This is a genomic window from Reyranella sp. (assembly GCF_965227665.1).
Classification (GTDB): domain Bacteria; phylum Pseudomonadota; class Alphaproteobacteria; order Reyranellales; family Reyranellaceae; genus Reyranella.
Genome location: NZ_OZ245767.1, coordinates 847,411 through 868,380, shown reverse-complemented (window position 1 = coordinate 868,380; position 20,970 = coordinate 847,411). Strand labels below are relative to the sequence as shown.

Genomic DNA, 20,970 nt, shown 5'->3' with positions numbered 1-20,970 from the left:
GCCGGGGGCGCGACTCCGGTCGCGCGTCTCATCGCTTCGCCGCCGCGTGCCTCTGCTTCGCAGGGACGAGGGGCGGCACCCGCGTCGTGGCGACGAGATCGAGCCACACTCTCGCGGCGTGCGAGAGAAAGGCGCCGCGGCGCCAGATCATGGCGATGCGCCAGTCCGTGTCCGTCTCGGCGAGGCGCACGCGGGCGACGGAACGGTGCTTGCGCTGCTCGGCAATCATCCGCGGCAGGAAAGCGACCCCCATGCCCGTTGCAGCGAGTGCGACGATGAAGTCGATCTGGCTGCTGCGCGCGACGACGGTCGGTTCGAAGCCGCGTCGGTGGCACGCCTCGAGGATGATGCGGTTGAGGGCAAATCCCGACTCGAACAAGATGAACGGCTGTTCGCGCAAGGCTGCGAGGTCGAGGGAGCGCCGGCGCGCCAGCGGGTGATCCGGCGCGAGCAGGACGGTCAAGGGCTCGCGTTTGACCTCCTGCCATTCAAATCCGTCGGACACGGGGAGGAGGGAGGCGGCGAGTTCGATCTCGCCGGACATCAGGACCTCTTCCAGCCGGTCGCTGCCGTACTCCACCAGCCGGATGTCGATGCCGGGGTAGCGCTTGCTGTAGACGGCAAACAGCGGGGCAAAGAGCACGTCGCTTCCGACCGGCGGCAGGCCGAGGCGCAGTGTGCCGCGCTTGAGGCCGCGCAGTTCGCCCAGTTCGGCGATCAGGTCCTCCCGCTCGGTGAGGATGCGCTGGGCCCGGTGCAGGACGATCTCCCCGGCGGCCGTGAGCCTGCTGCGATGGCCGATTCGGTCGAGCAGCGGCACGCCGATCTCGTCCTCCAGCTGTTTGACCGCCTTGCTGATCGTCGACTGGGTGGCGGAGACGGCTTTGGCGGCCTGCGAGAAGCCTCCCTGGCGGACCACTTCGACGAAAGCGCGCAGCGTGCGAATCTCCATATCATTCCATATCAGAATAGAATGTAGTCATTCAATTCATTTCAAGAATGTCCTGCGGCATCCTAGCTTCGCCGGGAGAGGAGCAGCCGATGAGCGTTTCTTCGATCATGGTCCGTGTCCGGCATGGCGTTCGCCGCAGCCCGCCCCTGCAGATCGGGTTGGTCGTGGGGTTCTGGCTCGCCGGAGAGGGCATCGCAAAGCTGGCCGGCCTGCCTGTTCCGGGCAGCGCGATCGGCATGCTGCTGGTTCTCGCGCTGCTGGCCACCCGAAGGCTGAGCGTGCACAGCCTGCGGCGGGGCGCCGAGTGGTTCATCGGCTACATGGTTCTGTTCTTCGTGCCCGCCGTGATGGCGCTGCTCGATCACGGCGAACTCATCGGCCTGCTCGGCCTGAAAATTCTGGCCGTGATCGTTGGCGGCACCTTCAGCGTCATGCTCGTGACCGGCTTCATCGTCGATCTCTGCACCAGGTGGGGGGCCCGCGATGCCGCGGTTCATGCCAGCGGGGGTTGATCCCACCCTTCAGGCGATCTTCTGGTCGGCGGCGACGATCGCGCTCTATCTCGGGGCGAGGGCGATCTACCGGCGCTGGCCGCGCTGGTGGCTGATGCCCCTGGCGATCGCGCCGCTGGCACTGATCATGACGGCGCTCGCCCTTCATACCAGCTATCGCGACTACAGCCGGGGAACCCATTGGCTGGTGAGCCTGCTGGGGCCCGCCACGGTCGCCTTCGCCGTGCCGATCTATGAGAAGCGCGGCCTCATCCGCCGGCACTGGCGCGTTCTGGCCGCGGGCATGGTGCTGGGCAGCGCCACCTCGATGCTGACCGCCTGGGGGCTGGCGCGGCTGCTTGGATTGAACGACACGCTGACCTTGAGCCTCTTGCCGCGGTCCATGAGCACGTCATTTGCCATGACTGTGTCGGGCGAGATCGGCGGCGCGCCCGATCTGACGGCCGTGTTCGTCATCGTCACGGGAGTCGTGGGCGCGGCGATTGGCGATGTCCTGCTGCTGCGATTGCCCATCCGCTCGAGCCTTGCCCTGGGTGCCCTGCTGGGCGTTGCCGCCCATGGCGCCGGCACCGCCAAGGCCCACGAGATCGGCCAGGAGGAGGGCGCCGTCGCCGGCCTCGTGATGGTGCTGGTCGGGTTGCTCAATGTCTTGCTGGTGCCACTGCTCATGATGGCCCGGACTCTGGCCTGAGCCGCATCCTCGACGGGGATGAGCGCCACACGAGGGGAGCTTGGCTCCGCTCTGCCGCCGCAGGCCGCGAAGGGGCGACCTCAGCGTAGCGAATTGAACCAGTCGAGGACGGTGGACTTGCCGTTCAGGACAGGCGAGTCGCCGTAAAGGCTCGCCAGGAAGGTGGCGCGGTGACTGGCGTCTTTCACCGGCACGCCGTCCATGTCACGTCCTCCCGCTGCCAGCGCCATCTTCACGAGGCCGGGATACAGCGCCTCGTCGGCCAGGCCATAGTAGAAGCGGATCGGGGAATCGTAGTCCCAGAAGGTCGTGCTGTTGGCCGCGAGACGGCGCAGGAACTTGCCGTTCGTCGCATGGGTGAAGCGGTCGAAGAATCCGTCGGTCAGGAAATCGGCAGCCGGCGGCAGCGTCTTCGCGGTTTCGGCGTCGAGCTTGGAGTCGGACCAGTATTTTTCGGCGAAGGCGCGGTATTGCGGCTTGATCGCGGTCTCGAAGAGATCGGTCAGGCCGTAATAGCGCCGGTAGCTGCCCATCAGGACGATCAGGCAGGGCACGATCCAGGCGGGCGGCAGCGGATAGGATTTCTCCGTCGAAGGGATGAAGGACTGCGGGCTGGACCAGTAGTGGAACGTGTCCGGCAGATCGTTGAACGGGCTCTGGGCGGCCGTCGCCGCAACCGTCGTGCCGCGTCGCTGCAGGTCCTGTTTTAGCCACTGGGTGTTCAGGGCGCCTTGCGACCAGCCATTGAGGAACAAGGCGGAGGGGCGCCGGCCTGATCTCTCGAGTTCGCTCAGGCCCGCTTGCAGCACGTCGAGGCAGCACCGGACCGTGGCGTCCTTGACCGCATAGGCCTCGCCCCGGCCTTCACGGAAGGGCCCCTTGCCGAGATAGTCCGCGGCGATGACGGCGTAACCGTTGCCGGCGAAGCGCTGGACGTTGAACAGGGTTTCGATCGAGTCGACGTTGTCGCGCAGTGCGTAGTTTTCGGAGGCGAGCCTGATCAGGTTCGAGGGGACCTGGTCGAAGGACAGGATCGTGCCATGCTGCCAGGAGACAACCGGCAACGGTCCGCTATGGCCGGCGGGGACCGCGAGGAGTCCGCTGACCTCGACCGGCTCGCCCGTTTCCGGAACGCGTGTCAGCGTCGAAATGCGGCTGAGCTCCACGTCGTAGCGCGCCGCGTGGCGGCCGGGCGAGAAGGGGCCGACGACGCTTCCTTCGTTGAAAGCCGCAAAGAACGTTGACGCGAGACTGTCGAGCCGCTCCTTCGATACGTGGACACGAGGGACGGCCGGTTGCGCCTGTGCCGCGAGGGGAAGGGTCAACCAGGCGGCGCTTGCTGCCGCCGACGTCAGAAGGTTTCGCCGGTCAATATCGCGCGCGGTCAAGGAACGGCTCCACGAGCCGGGGTGTTCGGCATGAGTATCACTTTCATTTTATGAAGCGTGACCCTTGGAGAGGTCACTGCACGGTCGCAGCAATTTCAAGTATGATAAATAGAATTCTCCTGGAGAGTCCGATAAGGGAATGGGATGGCCGGCTGCGGAATCGAGAATAAAAAACTAGCCAGTGCCGCCGTCGAGGAACTTCTTTGTCATTCCACTGCCCTGGGCAGGATCGACGATCTTGTGCGTCGTTCACCGGATGCGTGGAACGTTACCTATCCGGGACTGGACTCTCTACGCACCTTCGAGGGCGAGGCGCGGCGCCTTCGCATTTGCATTGCAACCGAAGACATCGTTGGGCCGGTGCGCAATGGCGGCATCGGCACGACCTACTCCGCGCTTGCCGAACTCCTGGCCGACCTGGGTCACGAGGTGACGATTCTCTACCTCAAGGGACACGAGGTGGAGAACGAGACGATCGAGCACTGGGCGGACTATTACGCGGTCAAGAAGATCCGCTTCGTCCCGGTGCCGAACTATGCGCGACTGGACCGGTATCCGGTCGGCGGCGATCGATGGGCACATGCGTCCTACAACATGTTCCGCTACCTCTCGGACCATCCCTCGGACGTCGTGCACGTCTCGGAATGGCGCGGGGCAGGGTATTTCAGCCTGCTCGCCAAACGCCAGGGGCTGGCCTTCCGCAATACGCTCTTCATCGTTAAGACCTCTTCACCCTGGCTATGGAACAGGCTCTACGGGTTGCAGCCCTTCCAGCGACTGGATGATCTCGCGAAGGTGAACGCCGAGCGCCGCAGCGTCGAGCTGGCGGACATGGTCATCGGGGGCAGCCTGCATCTGCTGCGCTGGATGCACAGCCAGGGCTACGACATGCCGCGCGACAGGATCTTCGTGCAGCCCAACGTTGCGACCTTCGAGCATCTCGCCGGCCTTGCGCGAAGCCGGAACTGGCAGCAGGGGACGCGTCATCCCATCGACGAGATCGTCTTCTTCGGCCGACTGGAGGCACGGAAGGGGCTTCTGATCTTCATCCAGGCGATCAAGCGCCTGATCCGCCAAGGCACCGCTCTGCCGCCCAGGATCTCCTTCATGGGCAAGCCCGGCGAGCCGGTGCTGGAGCGCACGGGCGAAGACGTCGTCGGGTACATCAGGGCCGAAAGCGCCTCGTGGCCGACCAAGGTCGAGATCCTCTCCGACTTCCAGCAGTACGAGGGCGTTGAATATCTGCTGGGCGGCAACCGGCTGGCCGTCATGCCGTCGCTGATCGAAAACTCCTCGCTCGCCGTCTACGAGGCCGTGATCTGCAAGGTACCTTTCATCGCCTCGGATTCCGGGGGGACGCCCGAGCTGGTCGCCGCAGCCGATCATCCGCACGTCCTCTGCCCAGCGCATCCCGTGCCGCTGGCCGACAGGCTTGCGCTGGCGCTCGAGCAGGGCGGCTACGTCGCGGCGCCGAGTTTCGACAACGGGGAAAATCTGGATCAGTGGCGCCGCTTTCATCAGGACCTTGGGCGAGGCCTCCTTGCGGAGCTGCTGCCGGCCGAGTTCCGCGAGTCCGCGCCGCCCCCCACCATCTCCGTGTGCATTTACCACCCCGAAAGCGACGAGAGGCTTGCCGCGACGCTCGCCTCCCTGAAGGCCCAGGATCATCGACAACTCGAGATCCTGATCGCCGTCGATACCAACGACAATGAAGCCGTCGACCGGGCTCGTGCCCAGGCCACGGAACTCGGGCTTACCGCGGCCGTCATTCCGACCTTCGACTTCGACGCGGGACTCGCGTTCAATACACTGGCGGACGAGGCCAGCGGCGAGTTCGTCTTTTTCCTGTGGTCCGGCTCGACGCTGAATGCCGCCGCCCTGTCCACGCTTGGGGATGTCGCGGTACGGTGCAGGGTGGACCTGCTCACCTACTTGTTCCGGGTCGTCTATGGCGAGGCAGAGGCCAGCCGTCCCTATCTCAACGTCGCGTTGCTGGGCGATTTCGCCCAAGCGTTCTTCCATACCGACATCACGCCGCTGCCCCTGTTCGTGCGGCGCGAGGCCTTTCTCCTGCTGGGCGGCTTCACCCGGGACTATCGCGTTCTCGGGCATGATCACGAATTCGTTTCGAAGGCGCAGCTGGCGGGACTGCACTGCCAGTCCGTCCTCTGCGAACTCGGCACGGTGGAAGGCTGGAGCGCGGAACGGTTGCGCGAGCGGGGGTATGATCGCTCGGTGTCGGAGTTCCGGGCGGCGCGACCGCAGCTCGCTGCGGCGCCGCTGGTGCTGCGCGAGCTGCTGATCATGGCAAAGGGTCTGCAGAAGAACCTCGGAAGGCGCGGCCGCCTCGGCGGCTCGATGGCCCTGGCCGTGCAAGCCAAGAAGAGCGCTGCGCGTAGCGTCGTGCAATTGCTGGCGGCCCTGGCGCTGAGAATTCCCGGACGCATTCGGCGGAACAAGCTGAAGGCGGAGCGGCGGGCGCGGGGGCTTTCGGTGCGCGCCGCGGCGCACGGTGGCGCACTCGTTCACCTCGTGAGCGACCAGGAATTGAAGGTTCGGCCTGGCGTGCAGGCGCAACTGGCCGTGCGCAATCTCGCCATTCACTGGCACTCCGATGCGGATGGAAAGCGGTATGTCGGGCGGCTCTTCGGTGTTCATCGCGGGGTGGTCTACGGCTGGGTGCGTGACGAAGACAGGCCCGACCGGACGGTCGAGATCGAGGCGGATTTCGGCGACGGTCGCAAGCGAGTGGTGCCGGCGAACATCGAATCGACGGCGATCCTGCCGGCACGCGTCGGAATGCGCGGGCATTGTTTTGCCATGCCGATTTGGCGCGGCCCCCATGGCTTTCGGGGAGACTGGCGGACGGCCGACGTCGTGTTGCGCGTCAGGGGGGCGGACCTGATGATCGGCGAACTATCGGTTCCGGCGGACCCTCGCGCGTTGGAGGCCGCGGGCTACGACGGCCACTGCGACGTGGTGGATTCAACGATCCGGGGGTGGGCCTGGCAACCGGCGCATCCGGAAAATTCCATCGACATCGCTGCCTTCGTCGATGGCAAATTCCTTGGCCGCACGACGGCGAACTACGTCCGGGACGATCTGCGCTCGCTGCAGATCGGGACCGGGGCCTACGGATTCGCCATATCGATCCCGCGCCAGCTGCGAGAGGGCGCGCCGCATCGCATCGAGGTCGTCATCGCGGATTCGGGTCTTCTCCTCAATCGCGGGCGCCTCCTGCTGGTGGGCGACAAGCTCACCCCGGTGAAGTAGCGTCGGTTCAGCCCGTCAGAGGTCGCGCAGGAGGAGCTTCTGCGCGTAGCGCGCGACCAGGCGTGCGTCGATCGAATCGCCACAGGCCTCGAACACAAGAGCACGCGCCCCGGCTTCGTCCAGTTTGATGGCCTGGACGTCAGCGCGAACCGTGTTGCGGCGGTATCGCACGGCCGGCCATTGCAGGGCGCCGATGCGGAGGCCGGCCCCCTGCGCCTTGGCGAGGGTCACCCAGTCGAGGCTCGGATAGTCGTATCCGAGATCGTGGAATCCGCCCAGCGCGCTGAACGTCCTTCGCCTGACCGCCATGGCCGTGTCGCCGAACGCATTGAAAAAGAGCCCGGCTGAATGGGCAGCTCCCAGGAAGAGCAGACGGCCGGCGCTTACAGCGGCAAGCGGGTCGCCGTCCCCGTCGTCGAATACGTCGAGAGAAGAAACGACGATGTCGTGCGTCTCCGTCGACGCCGCACGCACAAGCCGTTCCAAGCCTCCCGCAACGAACGTGTTGTCATCGTCGAGGAACACGACAACGTCCGAGCGCGCCTCTGCGAGACCGCGATTGTAAGCGGCGCTCTGGGGGAGCGGGTCCTTCAATTCCAGGATCCGGAGTCCGGGGCGATCGCCGGCGATCTCGCGAATCGACTGCTCCATGTCGGGAATCGGGCTCGCATTGTCGATAACGATGACTTCGACCTCTTTCCCATCGATCGTCCGAGGGATGGAGGCCAGGGCCTGGCGCAGGAAGCGAAGGCGATTGTAGTGGAGGATGCAGACCGTGACGCTGTCTGTGTCCCGAGGCGGGGAGGGGGCGCCCCGGCGCATCAGGTCCACCGCCAACTGCGCCCAGTCCACCTCGCCGCGGTCGTCATTGGGCGCGTCACCGTCTCGGAGGGCAAGGGCAATCGATTGTTCCAAGCGGGTCGCCAGCTGCCGGTCGGCCATCGGCCGCGCGACGAGGGCTACATGCCGACCTGACGATGTGCGAAGGGAGTGAAGCTCGTCGATGCCGGAAGAGACGGACACGGCCAGCCGACCCGGCCCGCAGGCGTACCGGATCGCGCTCAATCGGTCCGATTCTTCGACAACCGCGAAGCGGAACGGCCAGTTCGATGCTTTCTGGCCAAGCCACTCCTTGTTCAAGCCATAGGAGTCTTCGCCCATCGGGCCGACGAAGGTCACCAGTCGGTCACCGAGAACGCCTTTGCGGGCCAGACGCTCGATGGCCTCTACGAACTCGCCGGCGCCCGCTGATCTCTGAAACGCGCCGATGAAGGCGATTTCACGAATTTGTGTTCGATCCGGACCGGGTGCCCGGCTACTCGCTATGCGCGAAAAGCCGACGGTGGGAATTCGAAAATCATTCCCCGGGAAAGCAGGCGCATCGACCGTTTGGTCCGGCAGGATGAGCGCGTCCGCAAGGGCGAGACACTGGCGTTCCATTGCATCGGCGATCAGGACGCTCAAGTCGAAATTGGGGGAGTCGCTCGTCAGGAAGCGGTCACGTGTCGGCTCATTGCCCCACAGGGCAATGCGGGTGTTGGGGCACGCTTCCCCACACGCTCGTGCCATCAGGGTCGCCTGGGCGATGCCGCCCCGGACAGGCGCGATCATCAAGTCGGGTGGCCTCCGCGCCATTTCGTAGGCGAGCCGATGGCTGTCCGCCATCGGCCTGACCGCCCCAGCTCGATTGAGACCGGTGAGGAGCGTTGGCTCCCGCGGCAGGCTGGCAATCATGTTGTCGTCGATCAAACGGACCTCGTGTCCCTGAGCCGCCAGCGAGCGCGCGGCCGCGTCGAAGATGCCGGACGATCCGCGCCAGCCGTCGGCGGGCCACGTTTCGATCAGGACGATCTGCAGAGCCATGTTCAGGAGATCCTGAATTCCAAGCCGCTGGCCAGATCGTCCACGAACTGGGGGCGGCGGTCCGACGGCCGGGGCAGGGAAAATCCATGGAAGCCGTCGCTGCCTCTTTCGATGCTGTCGCGGCGAAAAAGCGTGGCCCTCTGCTCAGCGAAGGGTTGACCGTCGGCCCGGAGCCGGATGATCCGCCGCTCTTCGGGATGGCGGCGGTCTACGGCCCATCCGCTGAGAACCGGCCCGGCAGCGGCGCGGTCCAGGCACAAAACATAGCCCCCGTGCCGAAAGATCTTTGCCCCCCGTACGGGCTTGGAGCTCGAGCGGGGCAACTCGGTGCTCAGCTCCCCACACAAGAACTTGGCGGCCTCGATACCGTGAGCCTCAGCGACCGGCAGCGCGAAACCGTAGTGTCCGTCGCCGTAGCCCGCTTTTTGCACGTCTGCCCTATAGTGGTCGGCCAGTCCCTGGGCGATCATCCGGCCGGATGGGTCGACGATTCGAACGGCGAGGCGAGAGGCGGGCTCTTCCAGGTCGATGGCCCATCCGCGAGCAAGACCGCGGTGCATGCCATCGACGCATCCGACGACTCCGGTCCGCGTGCCGGGAGCGACCAGACGCAGGAGGCTCTTCATGGGGCGCAGGATGTTCACTGTGGATATCACGAAAACAATATCCGATGCGGGCTTGTCCACCGCAATGTGCCGGTGTGTAACGGCCTTCGGTTGCCCACCGCCTAAGGATTGACCATCGTTGGCTTCGCGGATACCCCTTAAGCCAGATGTCTCGCTCCGTTCGTTAAGCGATCTGCCGTCGATTTCCATTCTGTCGATGTCGAGAAAGTGCTTGCCCACATGACCCTCTTGGACTTTTCGCCGGACCAGCATGGCAATGTGGGGATTGGGCAAGGAAGGGGGGCGGCGACCGGCGGAAGCGGCGAGAACGGCAGCGGTCGCGGGATCAAGGCGAAAGCGGCTCTGGCATTCAGAATCGCGGCCTGTCTTTTCGGCTTGTCCCTCGCCAGCTGCACGGGCGTTCCGGCCGCGGCACCGACGTCGGCGCAACTGGTGCGTACGCAGGACGAGAATTGGGAAGTCTTCGTCGTAAAGGTGACCTCACTGGTCACGAGGGCCCTGGCTCAATACCAGCCTCCGAGCTTTCCACAGGCATTCCGATTGGCCAAGTATACGCCCAGCGTCGCGCTGAAGCCGGGCGATACGATCGGTATCACCGTCTATGAAACGGCGGGTTCGTCGCTCTTTCAGGGCACGGTACCTCCCTTGATGACGGGCACCCCGGGAATGCCGGCTCCGCAGTCGTCGACTTTGCCGCTGCAGATCGTCGAGGCGGATGGCGCGGTCACCGTTCCCTATGTCGGCCGTGTTCAGGTTGCCGGACGTACGCCATCGCAGGCTGCTGCGCTGATCCAGCGAGGCCTGGAATCCCAGACGGTCCGCCCCCAGGTCGTTGTATCGCTGGTCGGCAACATATCGAACACGGTCTCCGTCGGAGGAGAAGTCAACAAGGCCGGCCTCATGCCGCTGACGTTGCGCGGCGAGAGGCTGCTGGATGTCGTCGCGTGGGGAGGCGGACCCAAGTTTCCCGCCGTTCAGACGGATCTGCGGCTGATGCGCGGTCAGCAGGTCGTGTCAGTTCCCCTGCAACAGGTGATGGCCAATCCGGCAGACAACGTCGTCGCCCAGCCGAACGACAACATCGTGCTCGTCCGCAATCCGAAGACCTTTCTCGTCATGGGCGCGACACAGAAGGTGGCGCAGTATCCGTTCGAGACCGAGCAGGTGACGTTGGGCGAGGCCGTCGCCCGATCGGGCGGCGGCATCGATCTGCAGGCGAACCTGGGCGGCGTCTATCTGTTTCGCTATGAGCCAGCCAGGTTCGCTCGCACGTTGTTGGCTGCGGACCGGCAGGCTGTGGATATGAGCTATGTGGGTGCACGCATGGCTGCCCTGGACGGCGGCATGGATGCGCCGGTGATCTATCGCATCGACCTCTCGCAGGCCGATGGATATTTCTTTGCTCAGCAGATTCAGCTTCGCGACAAGGACGTCGTCCTCATCACGAACGCCGACTCGGTTCAGTTCCTGAAGATCATGCAGGTGGTGCGCTCGATCACCGGTGCCTACTACGATCTGACCCGCAGCACGAATAACTAGGACACGACCAACGAACGCTAGTTGTGCTCAACACATGGTTGTTTCCGTCGCCAGGCCGATGGTCGCGACAGGCAATTTGCCCTGCCATTGCTCCGCATCCAGGGGCATTGTAAGCAAATAGCGGCCGCAAAATGGCTAGGTCCAAGGTGTTGGAGGCTATGACAAAGGGCGTCGTGATCGTTTTCGGCGGCGATGGCTTCTGTGGCTGGCCGACGAGTTTGCATCTCAGTCGCGCGGGCTACGAAGTCGTAATCGTCGACAATCTGTCCCGCCGCAGCATCGAAGCGGAACTGGGGGCGGAATCGCTGACGCCAGTCAGAAGCATGACGGAGCGGTTGGCAGCCTGGCACGAGCTCACCGGCCGGAAGATCGTCTTCCGCCAGCTGGATGTAGCGACCGACTTCGATGGGATCAGGGAGCTGCTTTCGACCCACAAGCCGGTTGCATGCGTTCATTTCGCCGAGCAGAGGGCGGCGCCCTATTCGATGAAGTCGGCGCGGCACCGCATCTACACCGTCAACAACAATCTGAACGCCACCAACTGCATCATGGCGGCCATCGTCGAGGTCGACCCGGCCATTCACTGCGTCCATCTCGGGACGATGGGCGTCTATGGATACGGTGCCATGGGCGCGATCATCCCGGAGGGCTACTTCAACGTCAGGCTTCCGCAGGAGGGTGGAGGCTATGTCGATCGAGAAGTGCTCTATCCCGCCGATCCGGGCAGCATCTATCACATGACCAAGACGCAGGACGCGTTGCTGTTCCAATTCTACGCCAAGAATGACCGACTGAGGATCACGGACCTTCATCAAGGCATCGTTTGGGGTACCCAGACGCCCGAGACCGAGCTCGACGAACGTCTCATCAACCGCTTCGACTATGACGGCGACTACGGCACGGTCCTGAACAGATTCCTGATGCAGGCGGCCGTTGGCTTTCCTCTCACGGTAAACGGCACGGGCGGACAGACGCGTGCCTTCATCCACATTCGCGATACGGTGAACTGCATCCGGAGAGCCATCGAATCCCCACCGAAGGCAGGGGACAAGGTGCGCATCCTCAATCAGATGACGGAGACGCATCGCATCCGGGATCTGGCCAAGTTCGTGCAAAGCATGACGGGCAGTGAGATCGTCAACGTCGTCAATCCTCGAACCGAACTGGAAGAGAACGACCTGCAGGTGGCGAACTCGCAATTTCGGGCACTGGGAGTCGCGTCCACGACATTGGAAGTCGGCCTGCTCGAGGAAGTCCGGGATATCGCACAACGCTATCGTCACCGTTGTGACTTCTCCAAGATTCCGTGCGTGTCCTACTGGTCGCGCGAACGGCAGCAGAAGGCGCTTGCACAGATGAGCAAGCTTGTTGCGGAGTAGGCGGACCTTCCTTTGATTCCTCTGGATGCCTTCGGGGAATTCCTTTGATTGCGCAAAAGATCCTGATCACGGGCGGCTGCGGCTTCATCGGCTCGAATCTCATTCGACGCGCTGCAGCGCTCGGACTGCCCGGCCATCTGACCGTTCTCGACAATGAGACAATGGGCTCGCCGGCCGACTTGCCGCCGAACGTCGCGGCATATCAGAAGGGTGACGTCCGGGATCTTCCGACCGTACTTCGAATGTCGGAAGGGTGCGATGCCATCATCCATCTGGCCGGCCATACGAGAGTATTGGAATCGATCGACGATCCGGTGAGCGACTTCGAGACCAACGTGAGAGGCACGTTGAATGTGCTGTTGGCGGCGCGAGACTCCCGTGTTCCTCACGTCGTGCTGGCCTCGACCGGCGGCGCGCTGTTTGGCGCCGAGACGGCGCCCATCCATGAAGGGATGGTTCCTCAGCCGCTGTCTCCCTATGGCGCATCGAAACTTGCCATGGAGGGATATGCGAACGCTTTTTCGAGTTCCTATGGATTTCGAACGACAGCCTTGCGCTTCACCAATGTCTATGGGCCCTACTCGCGCCGGAAGGGCAGCGCCGTCGCGCATTTCTTTCGTCAGATCCTGGCGCGTCAGCCGATCACCGTTTATGGCGATGGAAGCCAGGTTCGCGACTTCGTGTACGTAGACGATCTCTGCGACGGCATTCTCCAATCCCTGGGCGCTTCGGCTTCAGGCGTGTACCATCTCGGGTCAGGCCATCCGACATCCGTTTCGAGCCTTCTGGAAAACATGCGCGCCGTCGTGGGACCCGATTGGCCGTTCGAGGTTCGCTACGCGCCTTGGCGCACCGGCGAAGTCCGGAGGACCTTTACAACCATCGAAAAGGCGGCCAACGCGTTCGGCTATCGGCCTGCGGTCACCCTGGAAACGGGGCTGCCCCGTACCTGGCGCTGGTTTCTGGATCAGTAATTGTCGTTCCCGGGCAGAACTCTCTCGAAGAGTTCGATGTAGGCTCGCCGCACGACCTCGGGCGAATGGCGTCGCCATATTTCGAGCTGCACGTCGTGCACGTAGCTGCGCCGCTTTTCGAGATCCGACAGTTCCCGGACGGCTCTGCCCAGTGCATAGGGGCTTTCGACGGCAAACATTTCGTGCGCTGCTGCGCCGAGAATATCCGAGCAGGACGGCGAGCCGCTGACCAGCGTTGGAACGCCCTGCATCATCGAGGCGACGAAACGGTTGGGGCTCTTGGTGGGTTCTTCCGTGGCATGCGAAACGACGCAGAGTTCCGCCATGGATAGCTCGCGTTGCACGCTCTCGACTGACCAGGGGACGCAGAACGCGCTGTATGAGGGAAATCTATGGGCAAGCGTATGGGGGGTGGTCACCAGTACGGGATGATAGTCGTAGTGGGTCTTCAGGTAGTCGATGATCCAGCGTGCGCTTTCGAAGTTTCCCCGGGTCACATGGCCGAACCAGACGAGGCGGCGCGTTCCTATCGGTGTGGCAGGTCTCAATGACGCCCCGTAGTCGATCGACTCCGGAACGAAAAAGCAGGGCTTTTTCGGAAAGAGCCTTGCGACTTCCGTTTGCAGCCGCACGGTGGGCGTGATCAGAACGTCGGCGCGGTCAATTACTTCGAGGCAGCGCTCGCGAGCATGCAGTGATCCCTCGTCCGTCTTGAAGACGTTGTCGGTGGCGAAGTATCGGTCGCAGATGTCGTAGACCACGATCTGGCGGCGATTCTGGCGTATGCTCTCGAGCGTCTGGTGGCTACACAGCTGCACAATGACTGCGATGTCCGCCGTTGGATCGTAATTGAGTTCGACTTCCCATACCGGGTCATCTGCGAGGAGTTCGACCACGTACTTGGCGCGCAAGCGCGACGTCGCGTATTGATCGACCGGATACCAGATGGGCGCGAAGCAGACTCTTGGCACGATCCTGACCAGCTTGAGCACCCCGACATGAGGCACGTAGGCAACGGTCAATTCGTTGCGCTATTAACTATTTGCATGAACCTCGTCGATGGCGGATTTAAGGCCGGAGGACCAATGGGGAGTCAAGATTCCCAAGGTCTGCGACAGCCTTGTCAGGTCGAGCCGCGAATTGAGAGGGCGCTGCGCTTTGACCGGATACTCGCTGGTAGAGATCGGCAAGACGCGAGTCGTCTTCAGCGCGACGCCTCTGCTCTTTAATCCTTCGATAATTGCAGTCGCAAACCGATGCCAGCTGGTACTATCCGATGCCGTGAGGTGGAGAAGGCCGCCGCTGCGTCCAATGATCTGCGGAATGCCCCCGGGCGCAGCAAACATCGCGGCGATGGTGTCTGCGATGATGGCTGCGGAGGTCGGAGCGCCGAACTGGTCGGCAACGATGCGCAACTCCTCGCGCTCCTTCGCCAGACGCATGATGGTCCGGAAAAAATTGGCACCCTCCGGAGCGTAGACCCACGACGTGCGCACAACGAGATGAGGGCCGCCGGCCTCGCGGATCGCGACCTCGCCGGCGAGCTTGCTGGCGCCATAGACTGATAGCGGGGAGGGCGTGTCCGTCTCTTTCCAGGCAGTCGTACCACTGCCGTCGAAAACATAGTCGGTCGAGAAATGAACCAACGGAATCCGGTTCTCCGCCGCCCAGCGTGCCATGGCGCGCGGAGCTGCCTCGTTCACGAGGAATGCGGCCTCGCGATCATCCTCCGCCTTGTCGACAGCGGTATAGGCGGCCGGGTTGACGATGACGTCAGGCTTCAGCTCGTCCAACCGCTCGGCGATCTGGTCGGGCTTCGTCAGATCGAACAGCCGCCGATCGGCCGAAATGATACTGCCAAATGGAGCGAGACGCGGAACCAGCGCCGATCCGACCTGACCCGTGACACCGGTTACGAGAATTCGCAATGTCTATCCTTCGTATTCAGGCAGCCGATCGATCTGCGACAGTGGCAGCGCTGCGCCATCCTTGGCCGAGATTTTGGGATCCGCGATCTTCCAGTCGATGCCGAGTTCAGGATCGCACCAGCTCACGCTGATTTCGTCCTTGGGGCTGTACAGATTGTCGCACTTGTAGAAGAAATCTGCGCTCTCGGAGAGGACGACGAAGCCATGCGCGAAGCCGCGGGGAACGAACAACTGGCGCCCGTTTTCCTCGCTGAGTTCGGCGCTGAAGGACTTTCCAAAAGTCGGACTTCCGCGCCGCACATCAACTGCAACGTCAAGCACTCTGCCCCGAAGAACGCTCACGAGCTTAGCCTGCGGATTGGGGTACTGAAGATGCAATCCGCGCAACACGCCGTATGTCGAACGAGAGAGATTATCCTGGACGAAAGGCCCACATGCCCCGGCGGCGGCATATCGTTGCGCTTGGAATGTTTCGACAAAAAAGCCCCGGGAGTCTCCAAATCGGCGAGGCTCGAAGAGAAGAACGCCCGGAAGTGTTGTCTCGAACGTCTGCATGCACGCCTGCTCTGGGAAAACACGTAGCACTTTTTATAGGAACTAATCTGGGCTATTGGCAAGGTAGTGCGGCCGACGAGGTGGAGGCGTAATGAAGGGCATCATCTTGGCGGGAGGTTCGGGCACGCGCCTGTACCCGGTCACGAGCGTCGTTTCGAAGCAGCTGCTGCCAGTATTCGACAAGCCCATGATCTATTACCCCCTCACGACGCTGATGTTTGCCGGCATTCGCGACATCCTGATTATTTGTACGCCGCCCGATGTTCCTTTGTTTCAGAAGTTGCTGGGTGACGGCAGTCAGTGGGGGCTTCGCTTTTCTTATGCGGCTCAGGAGACACCCCGTGGTCTTGCTGACGCGTTCATAATCGGGCGGGACTTCGTCGGCTCGGATCGTGTTGCCCTCGTGTTGGGCGACAATATCTTTTACGGAAACGGACTGTCCGAAGCTTTGGCGAGTGCGGTTGCGCGAGAGGAGGGCGCCACGGTTTTCTCCTATGTCGTGGCTCGCCCCGAGCAATATGGCGTAGTCGAGCTTGACGATAGCGGTCGCGCAATATCGATCGAGGAAAAGCCGACAAAGCCAAAGTCCAATTTTGCGGTCACCGGCCTTTATTTCTATGACAACCTCGTCCTGGATATCGCCGCTTCACTGAAGCCCTCGCCGCGCGGGGAAATCGAGATCACCGACATCAATCGGGTTTACATGGAGCGGTCCCAGCTGTTCGTGGAGGTGCTCGGCCGTGGCTTTGCATGGCTCGATACGGGGACTCACGAATCGCTGACCGAAGCCAGCCAGTTCGTTCAGATCCTGGAGCAGCGTCAGGGATTGCGGGTTTCATGCCCGGAGGAAATAGCGCTGCGCCTGGGCTACATCTCGCTCGATCAGTTCCGGGAACTTGCGGTAAAGGCGAGCAAGAGCCGATACGGGCAATATCTTCTGGGGGTCCATCGAGCGTTTGAGGCCGGCCAGGAGCGGCTCGAACAGCCAGTTCCTCGTTTGTCATAATGTTCTGACATTCTGTGGTATAAGCATGCGGGCACTTTGGCGCATTTTTTGCTCGCGGTGGCTCGAAGGGTGGGGCAAGAGTATGGTGATCGCTGGCGATCAACTAATAAACGCGGCGTTTCGGCAGTGGGCTTCGGCGACCGTTGCGAATCCCAAGAACGGCTTCGCGTTCTGCCGGGACTGGTTCGTCACGAGCGTAACCCGCGGTCGTCCGATGGACATCGCTCTGGAGCCTCTGGACGCCACAAGTGAGCGAGGCGCTCGACTGTTGCTTCGTGAACCGCCTGAGCAAGTGCGGCTTTGGCATGCTCTGCCCGACGGACTCGTCGAGGCGAGAAAGCATGTCGTCAAGGTGCGCATGCGAGGCGTGCCGGCGGAGAACGCGTCGCTGCAGCTCGATTCGATGGCTTTGTTCAACGGCAACGACGTCGAGAGGAAGGTTGATCGACGGCTGACGGGCGTCGTCCCCCTGAGTCAGGTCTGGCATGAATTTGCGGTGCCGTTGAAGTCAACGGACAATCCGCTTGAAGGGCGGCGCTATCTCACCCTGCGCTTCTCTGGGCGCGGTGTTGTCGAGATCGACTATTGTCGCGTCCAGGAAGCCGCGGCGGCGACCGGCATGTTCTCTTCGGCAAAGGAACTGGCTGCGAAAGTGCTTTCGGGTTTGCGGACTACTGTGCCCGTCGAGGAAACGGCTAACGACCCGGCGGAGCGTGTCAGTTTGGATGCGCCCCTCAGGGTTGCCAAGGTCGACGTCGCCGAGGTTCCGGTCATAAAGAGCGCTCCCCCGAAGGTTCCGGAAGGGACGGGCAATTCCAATTTATTGCGCAATTCCGGATTTCAGTCCTGGACGGGCAACCAGTTGGAAGCGTGGCAGGTTGCCTTGCCCCGCGGGGCCGTACTCAAGCGCACGGCGCCGTCGCGCGACCAGCCGTTCAAGGCGCCCGGCCTTTCGATCACCTTCGAGAAGCCAGGTCTCGGACAAGCCGTAACGATGGCACAGCGCGTCGTTGGTTTGGCGTCCGAGCAATATATCGATGTCGTGGTTGCCGGAAAGGCCGAGAAACGAGCCAACGTCGAGATCGTTCTCACGAATGCATCGGGAGCGGTTATACCCGACTCGAAAGTGTCGGTGACACTTTGGCCGTCCTGGCAGTTCCGCACGGCCGCCATCCGACTGCCCGCAAAACTGCCAGAAGGTCAATATGGCGTGGCCGTGATCGTCCCGTGCGGCCAAAGTCGCACGGTAAATCTGGCCTATGTCACCGCTTGTGTCGCGGGCAGTAAGTTTACCGGCCAGTACGAGCTGCGCGAGACTCCCTCGGTCGCATCCAACGCCGTGGTGAACGGAAGCTTCGACCATTGGCAGGGTTCACTCGTCCAGAACCTGACGGCGCGTCGGATCGAGATTACTGACGAATGGCAACTCGCCGCCAAGCAACCCAATCCCGCGCTCGAAACGCGCCTCACCGAGATTGCTCCGCGAGGCCTGCGTGACGGGCGCGATCATCCGAGCGTACCGGGGATCGCGCTGCAGGGTGAGATCGTCGGCCCATATCTGCGCCTGGAGGCGACGCTCGACGTGCTCCAGATGTTTGCCGGCCCGCCGAAGCAGCTTCGTTTCTACGCACGCGGCGCAACGGCCGCGGTGACTGCTCCGGGACGTGAACGGCCGGTCGTCCAGCAGATATTCATCGCCGAGCGAGTCCGACTGTCACCGGAGAAGAACGAATACGACGTGAAGCGCCTATTCACGCTTCGACGCAACATTCGGATCGGGTCGATCGGAGAGTTGTACACGCTGCCCCTCCGTGGCGATCAGCGCGCCATGCTGGCGGCCAAGGTGAAGGAGACGATCCGGGATCCCGGTCGCTCGCTGTCGCTTATTTTCGAGTTCGCTGATGCGATCGACATCGCGATCGGCGATGTGAGCCTTGGCAACGACGGTTCGCCGGCGGAGATGATGGCCCGGCAAGCCAGCAGCGGCGCGGCGATGGAGGACCCCAACATCACCGGGCAGTTGACGCTGCTAAAGGGCCTCGACCTTTGGAAATCGAGGGAACCACTGTCCGTCACGCCCTATAGCCCGCAGGCGATGGCGGCGGATCAAGCTCATTGGAACTGGCTGCCGGGCTCCAAGATGACGGTCGACATCGTCATCTGCGTCTACAATGCCGTCGAAGAAACCTTGGATTGCCTCGAATCGATCCGGCGCCATACCTCGATCCCGCACACGGTAACCGTGATCGATGACAAGTCCACGGACGTGACCCGCGAACAGTTGCGCCGCTACGTCCAGGGTAAGCCCTGGATCCGGCTGTTCGAAAATGACGTGAATCTGGGCTACACACGGTCGGCCAACATCGGCATGAGCTCCTCGACCGCAGAGTGGGTGGTCCTGCTCAACAGCGATACGATCGTGACGCCGGGCTGGCTCGAAGGCATGTTCGAAGTCGTGCAGGCGCGGCCCAACGCCGCCATGATCGGCCCCTTGTCCAATGCCGCTTCCTGGCAGTCTGTCCCGAGCTTGCACGACGTGAAGGGCGGTTGGAGCAGCAATCCGTTGCCTGAGGGCTTTTCTCCGGTCGATGTCGGCAGGCTGGTGCGCGAGCTGTCGCCTCAGCAGTTCCCCGAAGCGACGTTGCTCAACGGGTTTTGTACGCTGATGCGCCGCAGCGTCATCGAAGAGGTGGGATATCTGGACGAAGCGGCCTTTCCGATGGGCTACGGCGAAGAGAATGATCTCTGCCTGCGCGTCCGGAAGGCCGGATATTCTCTCGTGCTCGCCAACCATGTCTATGTCTATCACGTCAAGTCGGCGAGCTTCGGAAGCGCTCGTCGCGCCGAGCTGTCGAAGCGAGGGACGGCGAGCTTGCTGGCGAAGCATCCCGATGTCGACATGAAGGCCATTCAGCGCGACATGGCGGAACTGACTTCCCTGATCGAGCTGCGCAAGAGATTGCGGAAGGTGCTTCATCCCGAGATCGGGCAGCGAGAGATGAAGCCACCGGAGAAGACGATCAAGGCGGCTTCGCCGGGCATCGTTTCTGCCCAGCTTCACTAGTCTCCTGACGGCCCGATAGACCAGTTTGTGGACGGCAATATGGATACCGTGAGTGTGATGTTCGTTCTGCCTTCGGGTGGCGGTGGCGGCGGATCGAACTCCGTGGCGCAAGAGGCGATGGGCCTGGCGAGATTGGGCGTCGATGCACGTCTCGCCGTCAACGCGCCGAACCACGCCAAGTTCGTTGCGGGGTACCCGGAGCTGGAGGCACTCAAGGTGCCCGTGCTCTCCTATGCGGATGCGGCGGAACTCGCCCCGCACATGGCATCCTGCAGGGTGGTTGTCGCGACGACGAACCGCTCGGTCTTCGATGTCAATCAGGCGCGGGTCGAGATGTTGAAAACCGACCCGAAAGCCCCGGTCAAGTTTGCCTACTACGTTCAGGATTACGAACCGCTGTTCTATGCCGCGAACAGCGAAGCCTGGACCAAGGCCTACCAGTCCTACGTCGTGTTGAAGGACGCGATGCTGTTTGCGAAGACGAAGTGGCTTTGCGATATCGTCTACGCGAACCATGGTATACGCGTGTCGAAGGTCATGCCCTCGATCGACCATGACGTCTATTATCCGGACTTGAAGCATCGCAACGAGAAGCTCGTGATCGCCGCGATGTTGCGTCCCGCGACGCCTCGCCGGGCGCCGTGGCGGACCGTTCGCATCATGGAAGCGATTGCGAAGAAGTACCCGAACGTCTCCATGCAGGTCTTCGGTGTCACCGAGGAGGAACTCACGGTGGCGGGAATCGAATTGCCGCCGAATGTGAAGAATTGGGGCGTCCTGAGGCGAGCAGAAGTGCCAGAGCTGATGCGCCACACGGATATGTTTCTCGATCTGTCAGACTACCAGGCGTTCGGTCGTACAGGTCTGGAAGGAATGGCGTGCGGCTGTATTCCGGTCGTCCCCGTGCTCGGCGGAACCGCGGAATACGCGGTGCACGGACGCAACGCCTTCGTCGTCGATACCCGGTCGGATGACGAGATCCTCAAGGCCGTGGAAACGTTCGTCGCGATGGACGCGAAGACCCGCGCGGAAATGCGACAGCAGGCTCTCGAGACGGCCGCCGAATTCACCATTACGAAGGCGGCGCTTTCTGAACTCCGCATCTTCAGGCAAATTGCGGCCAGCGAGGGCTGAGGGCCCGGGGGGGCGCTCGTTCCCGACATCGCGGAAACGAAGCCACGGCTCTCGAACCGTGGTACCCAGCCAGGCAAGCCGCACTG

16 protein-coding genes are annotated in these 20,970 nt (G+C 62.6%); 9 read left to right on the top strand and 7 right to left on the bottom strand.

Annotation, left to right across the window (positions count from 1 at the left end; genetic code table 11):
- Positions 1 to 28: 28 nt before the first annotated feature.
- On the bottom strand, positions 29 to 952 hold the full coding sequence (locus ACO07I_RS04210; RefSeq protein WP_422014628.1) for a LysR family transcriptional regulator: 924 nt from the start codon (positions 950 to 952) through the stop codon (positions 29 to 31).
- Positions 953 to 1,041: 89 nt separating this feature from the next.
- Here ACO07I_RS04210 and ACO07I_RS04205 point away from each other — a divergent pair, with 89 nt between their 5' ends.
- Positions 1,042 to 1,464, top strand: coding sequence for a CidA/LrgA family protein (locus ACO07I_RS04205; RefSeq protein WP_422014626.1), 423 nt, complete (start codon positions 1,042 to 1,044; stop codon positions 1,462 to 1,464).
- Entirely contained in the window at positions 1,448 to 2,155 is a 708-nt protein-coding gene (locus tag ACO07I_RS04200) for an LrgB family protein (protein WP_422014624.1), read from the top strand. The genes ACO07I_RS04205 and ACO07I_RS04200 overlap by 17 nt, the downstream gene beginning before the upstream one ends.
- Positions 2,156 to 2,235: 80 nt before the next feature.
- Here ACO07I_RS04200 and ACO07I_RS04195 read toward each other — a convergent pair whose 3' ends face one another.
- Positions 2,236 to 3,543 carry an alpha/beta hydrolase family protein gene (locus tag ACO07I_RS04195; RefSeq protein WP_422014622.1) on the bottom strand — a complete coding sequence of 436 codons (1,308 nt, stop codon included), beginning with the start codon at positions 3,541 to 3,543 and terminating at the stop codon, positions 2,236 to 2,238.
- Positions 3,544 to 3,687: 144 nt separating this feature from the next.
- Between ACO07I_RS04195 and ACO07I_RS04190 the strand changes: the two genes are divergently transcribed.
- Positions 3,688 to 6,816, top strand: a complete 3,129-nt coding sequence (locus tag ACO07I_RS04190; RefSeq protein WP_422014620.1) for a glycosyltransferase — start codon at positions 3,688 to 3,690, stop codon at positions 6,814 to 6,816.
- Between the two features lie 15 nt (positions 6,817 to 6,831).
- Here the strand turns inward: ACO07I_RS04190 and ACO07I_RS04185 are convergent, their stop codons facing one another.
- Positions 6,832 to 8,679 carry a glycosyltransferase family 2 protein gene (locus ACO07I_RS04185; RefSeq protein WP_422014618.1) on the bottom strand — a complete coding sequence of 616 codons (1,848 nt, stop codon included), beginning with the start codon at positions 8,677 to 8,679 and terminating at the stop codon, positions 6,832 to 6,834.
- A gap of 2 nt (positions 8,680 to 8,681) precedes the next feature.
- The gene (locus tag ACO07I_RS04180; protein WP_422014616.1) at positions 8,682 to 9,524 is read right to left on the bottom strand and encodes a hypothetical protein; all 843 of its coding nucleotides are present in this window, start codon (positions 9,522 to 9,524) and stop codon (positions 8,682 to 8,684) included.
- Here ACO07I_RS04180 and ACO07I_RS04175 point away from each other — a divergent pair, their 5' ends adjacent.
- The 3 genes from ACO07I_RS04175 (at position 9,525) to ACO07I_RS04165 (ending at position 13,197) form a co-directional block, all read left to right on the top strand.
- Positions 9,525 to 10,844, top strand: a complete 1,320-nt coding sequence (locus ACO07I_RS04175; RefSeq protein WP_422014614.1) for a polysaccharide biosynthesis/export family protein — start codon at positions 9,525 to 9,527, stop codon at positions 10,842 to 10,844.
- A 158-nt stretch (positions 10,845 to 11,002) separates the two neighbouring features.
- Positions 11,003 to 12,223, top strand: coding sequence for an NAD-dependent epimerase/dehydratase family protein (locus ACO07I_RS04170; RefSeq protein ID WP_422014612.1), 1,221 nt, complete (start codon positions 11,003 to 11,005; stop codon positions 12,221 to 12,223).
- 44 nt (positions 12,224 to 12,267) lie between these two features.
- Positions 12,268 to 13,197 carry an NAD-dependent epimerase/dehydratase family protein gene (locus ACO07I_RS04165; protein WP_422014610.1) on the top strand — a complete coding sequence of 310 codons (930 nt, stop codon included), beginning with the start codon at positions 12,268 to 12,270 and terminating at the stop codon, positions 13,195 to 13,197.
- Here the strand turns inward: ACO07I_RS04165 and ACO07I_RS04160 are convergent.
- From ACO07I_RS04160 to rfbC, 3 genes are read right to left on the bottom strand one after another with little or no spacing between them, the layout of a single operon-like run.
- A complete protein-coding gene (locus tag ACO07I_RS04160) occupies positions 13,191 to 14,219 on the bottom strand; it encodes a glycosyltransferase (protein ID WP_422014608.1) in 1,029 nt (342 codons plus the stop codon). The genes ACO07I_RS04165 and ACO07I_RS04160 overlap by 7 nt on opposite strands.
- 12 nt (positions 14,220 to 14,231) lie before the next feature.
- Positions 14,232 to 15,125 carry a dTDP-4-dehydrorhamnose reductase gene (gene rfbD / locus ACO07I_RS04155; protein WP_422014606.1) on the bottom strand — a complete coding sequence of 298 codons (894 nt, stop codon included), beginning with the start codon at positions 15,123 to 15,125 and terminating at the stop codon, positions 14,232 to 14,234.
- 3 nt (positions 15,126 to 15,128) lie between these two features.
- Complete coding sequence (rfbC, locus tag ACO07I_RS04150; RefSeq protein WP_422014604.1) at positions 15,129 to 15,680, bottom strand: dTDP-4-dehydrorhamnose 3,5-epimerase; 552 nt, start codon at positions 15,678 to 15,680, stop codon at positions 15,129 to 15,131.
- A 91-nt stretch (positions 15,681 to 15,771) separates the two neighbouring features.
- Here rfbC and rfbA point away from each other — a divergent pair, with 91 nt between their 5' ends.
- The 3 genes from rfbA (at position 15,772) to ACO07I_RS04135 (ending at position 20,884) form a co-directional block, all read left to right on the top strand.
- Positions 15,772 to 16,686 (top strand): glucose-1-phosphate thymidylyltransferase RfbA, encoded by a 915-nt coding sequence (gene rfbA, locus ACO07I_RS04145; RefSeq protein ID WP_422014602.1) that lies wholly within the window; start codon positions 15,772 to 15,774, stop codon positions 16,684 to 16,686.
- Between the two features lie 82 nt (positions 16,687 to 16,768).
- Positions 16,769 to 19,750, top strand: a complete 2,982-nt coding sequence (locus ACO07I_RS04140; RefSeq protein ID WP_422014600.1) for a glycosyltransferase family 2 protein — start codon at positions 16,769 to 16,771, stop codon at positions 19,748 to 19,750.
- A 39-nt stretch (positions 19,751 to 19,789) separates the two neighbouring features.
- The gene (locus tag ACO07I_RS04135; RefSeq protein WP_422014598.1) at positions 19,790 to 20,884 is read left to right on the top strand and encodes a glycosyltransferase family 4 protein; all 1,095 of its coding nucleotides are present in this window, start codon (positions 19,790 to 19,792) and stop codon (positions 20,882 to 20,884) included.
- Positions 20,885 to 20,970 lie beyond the last annotated feature (86 nt).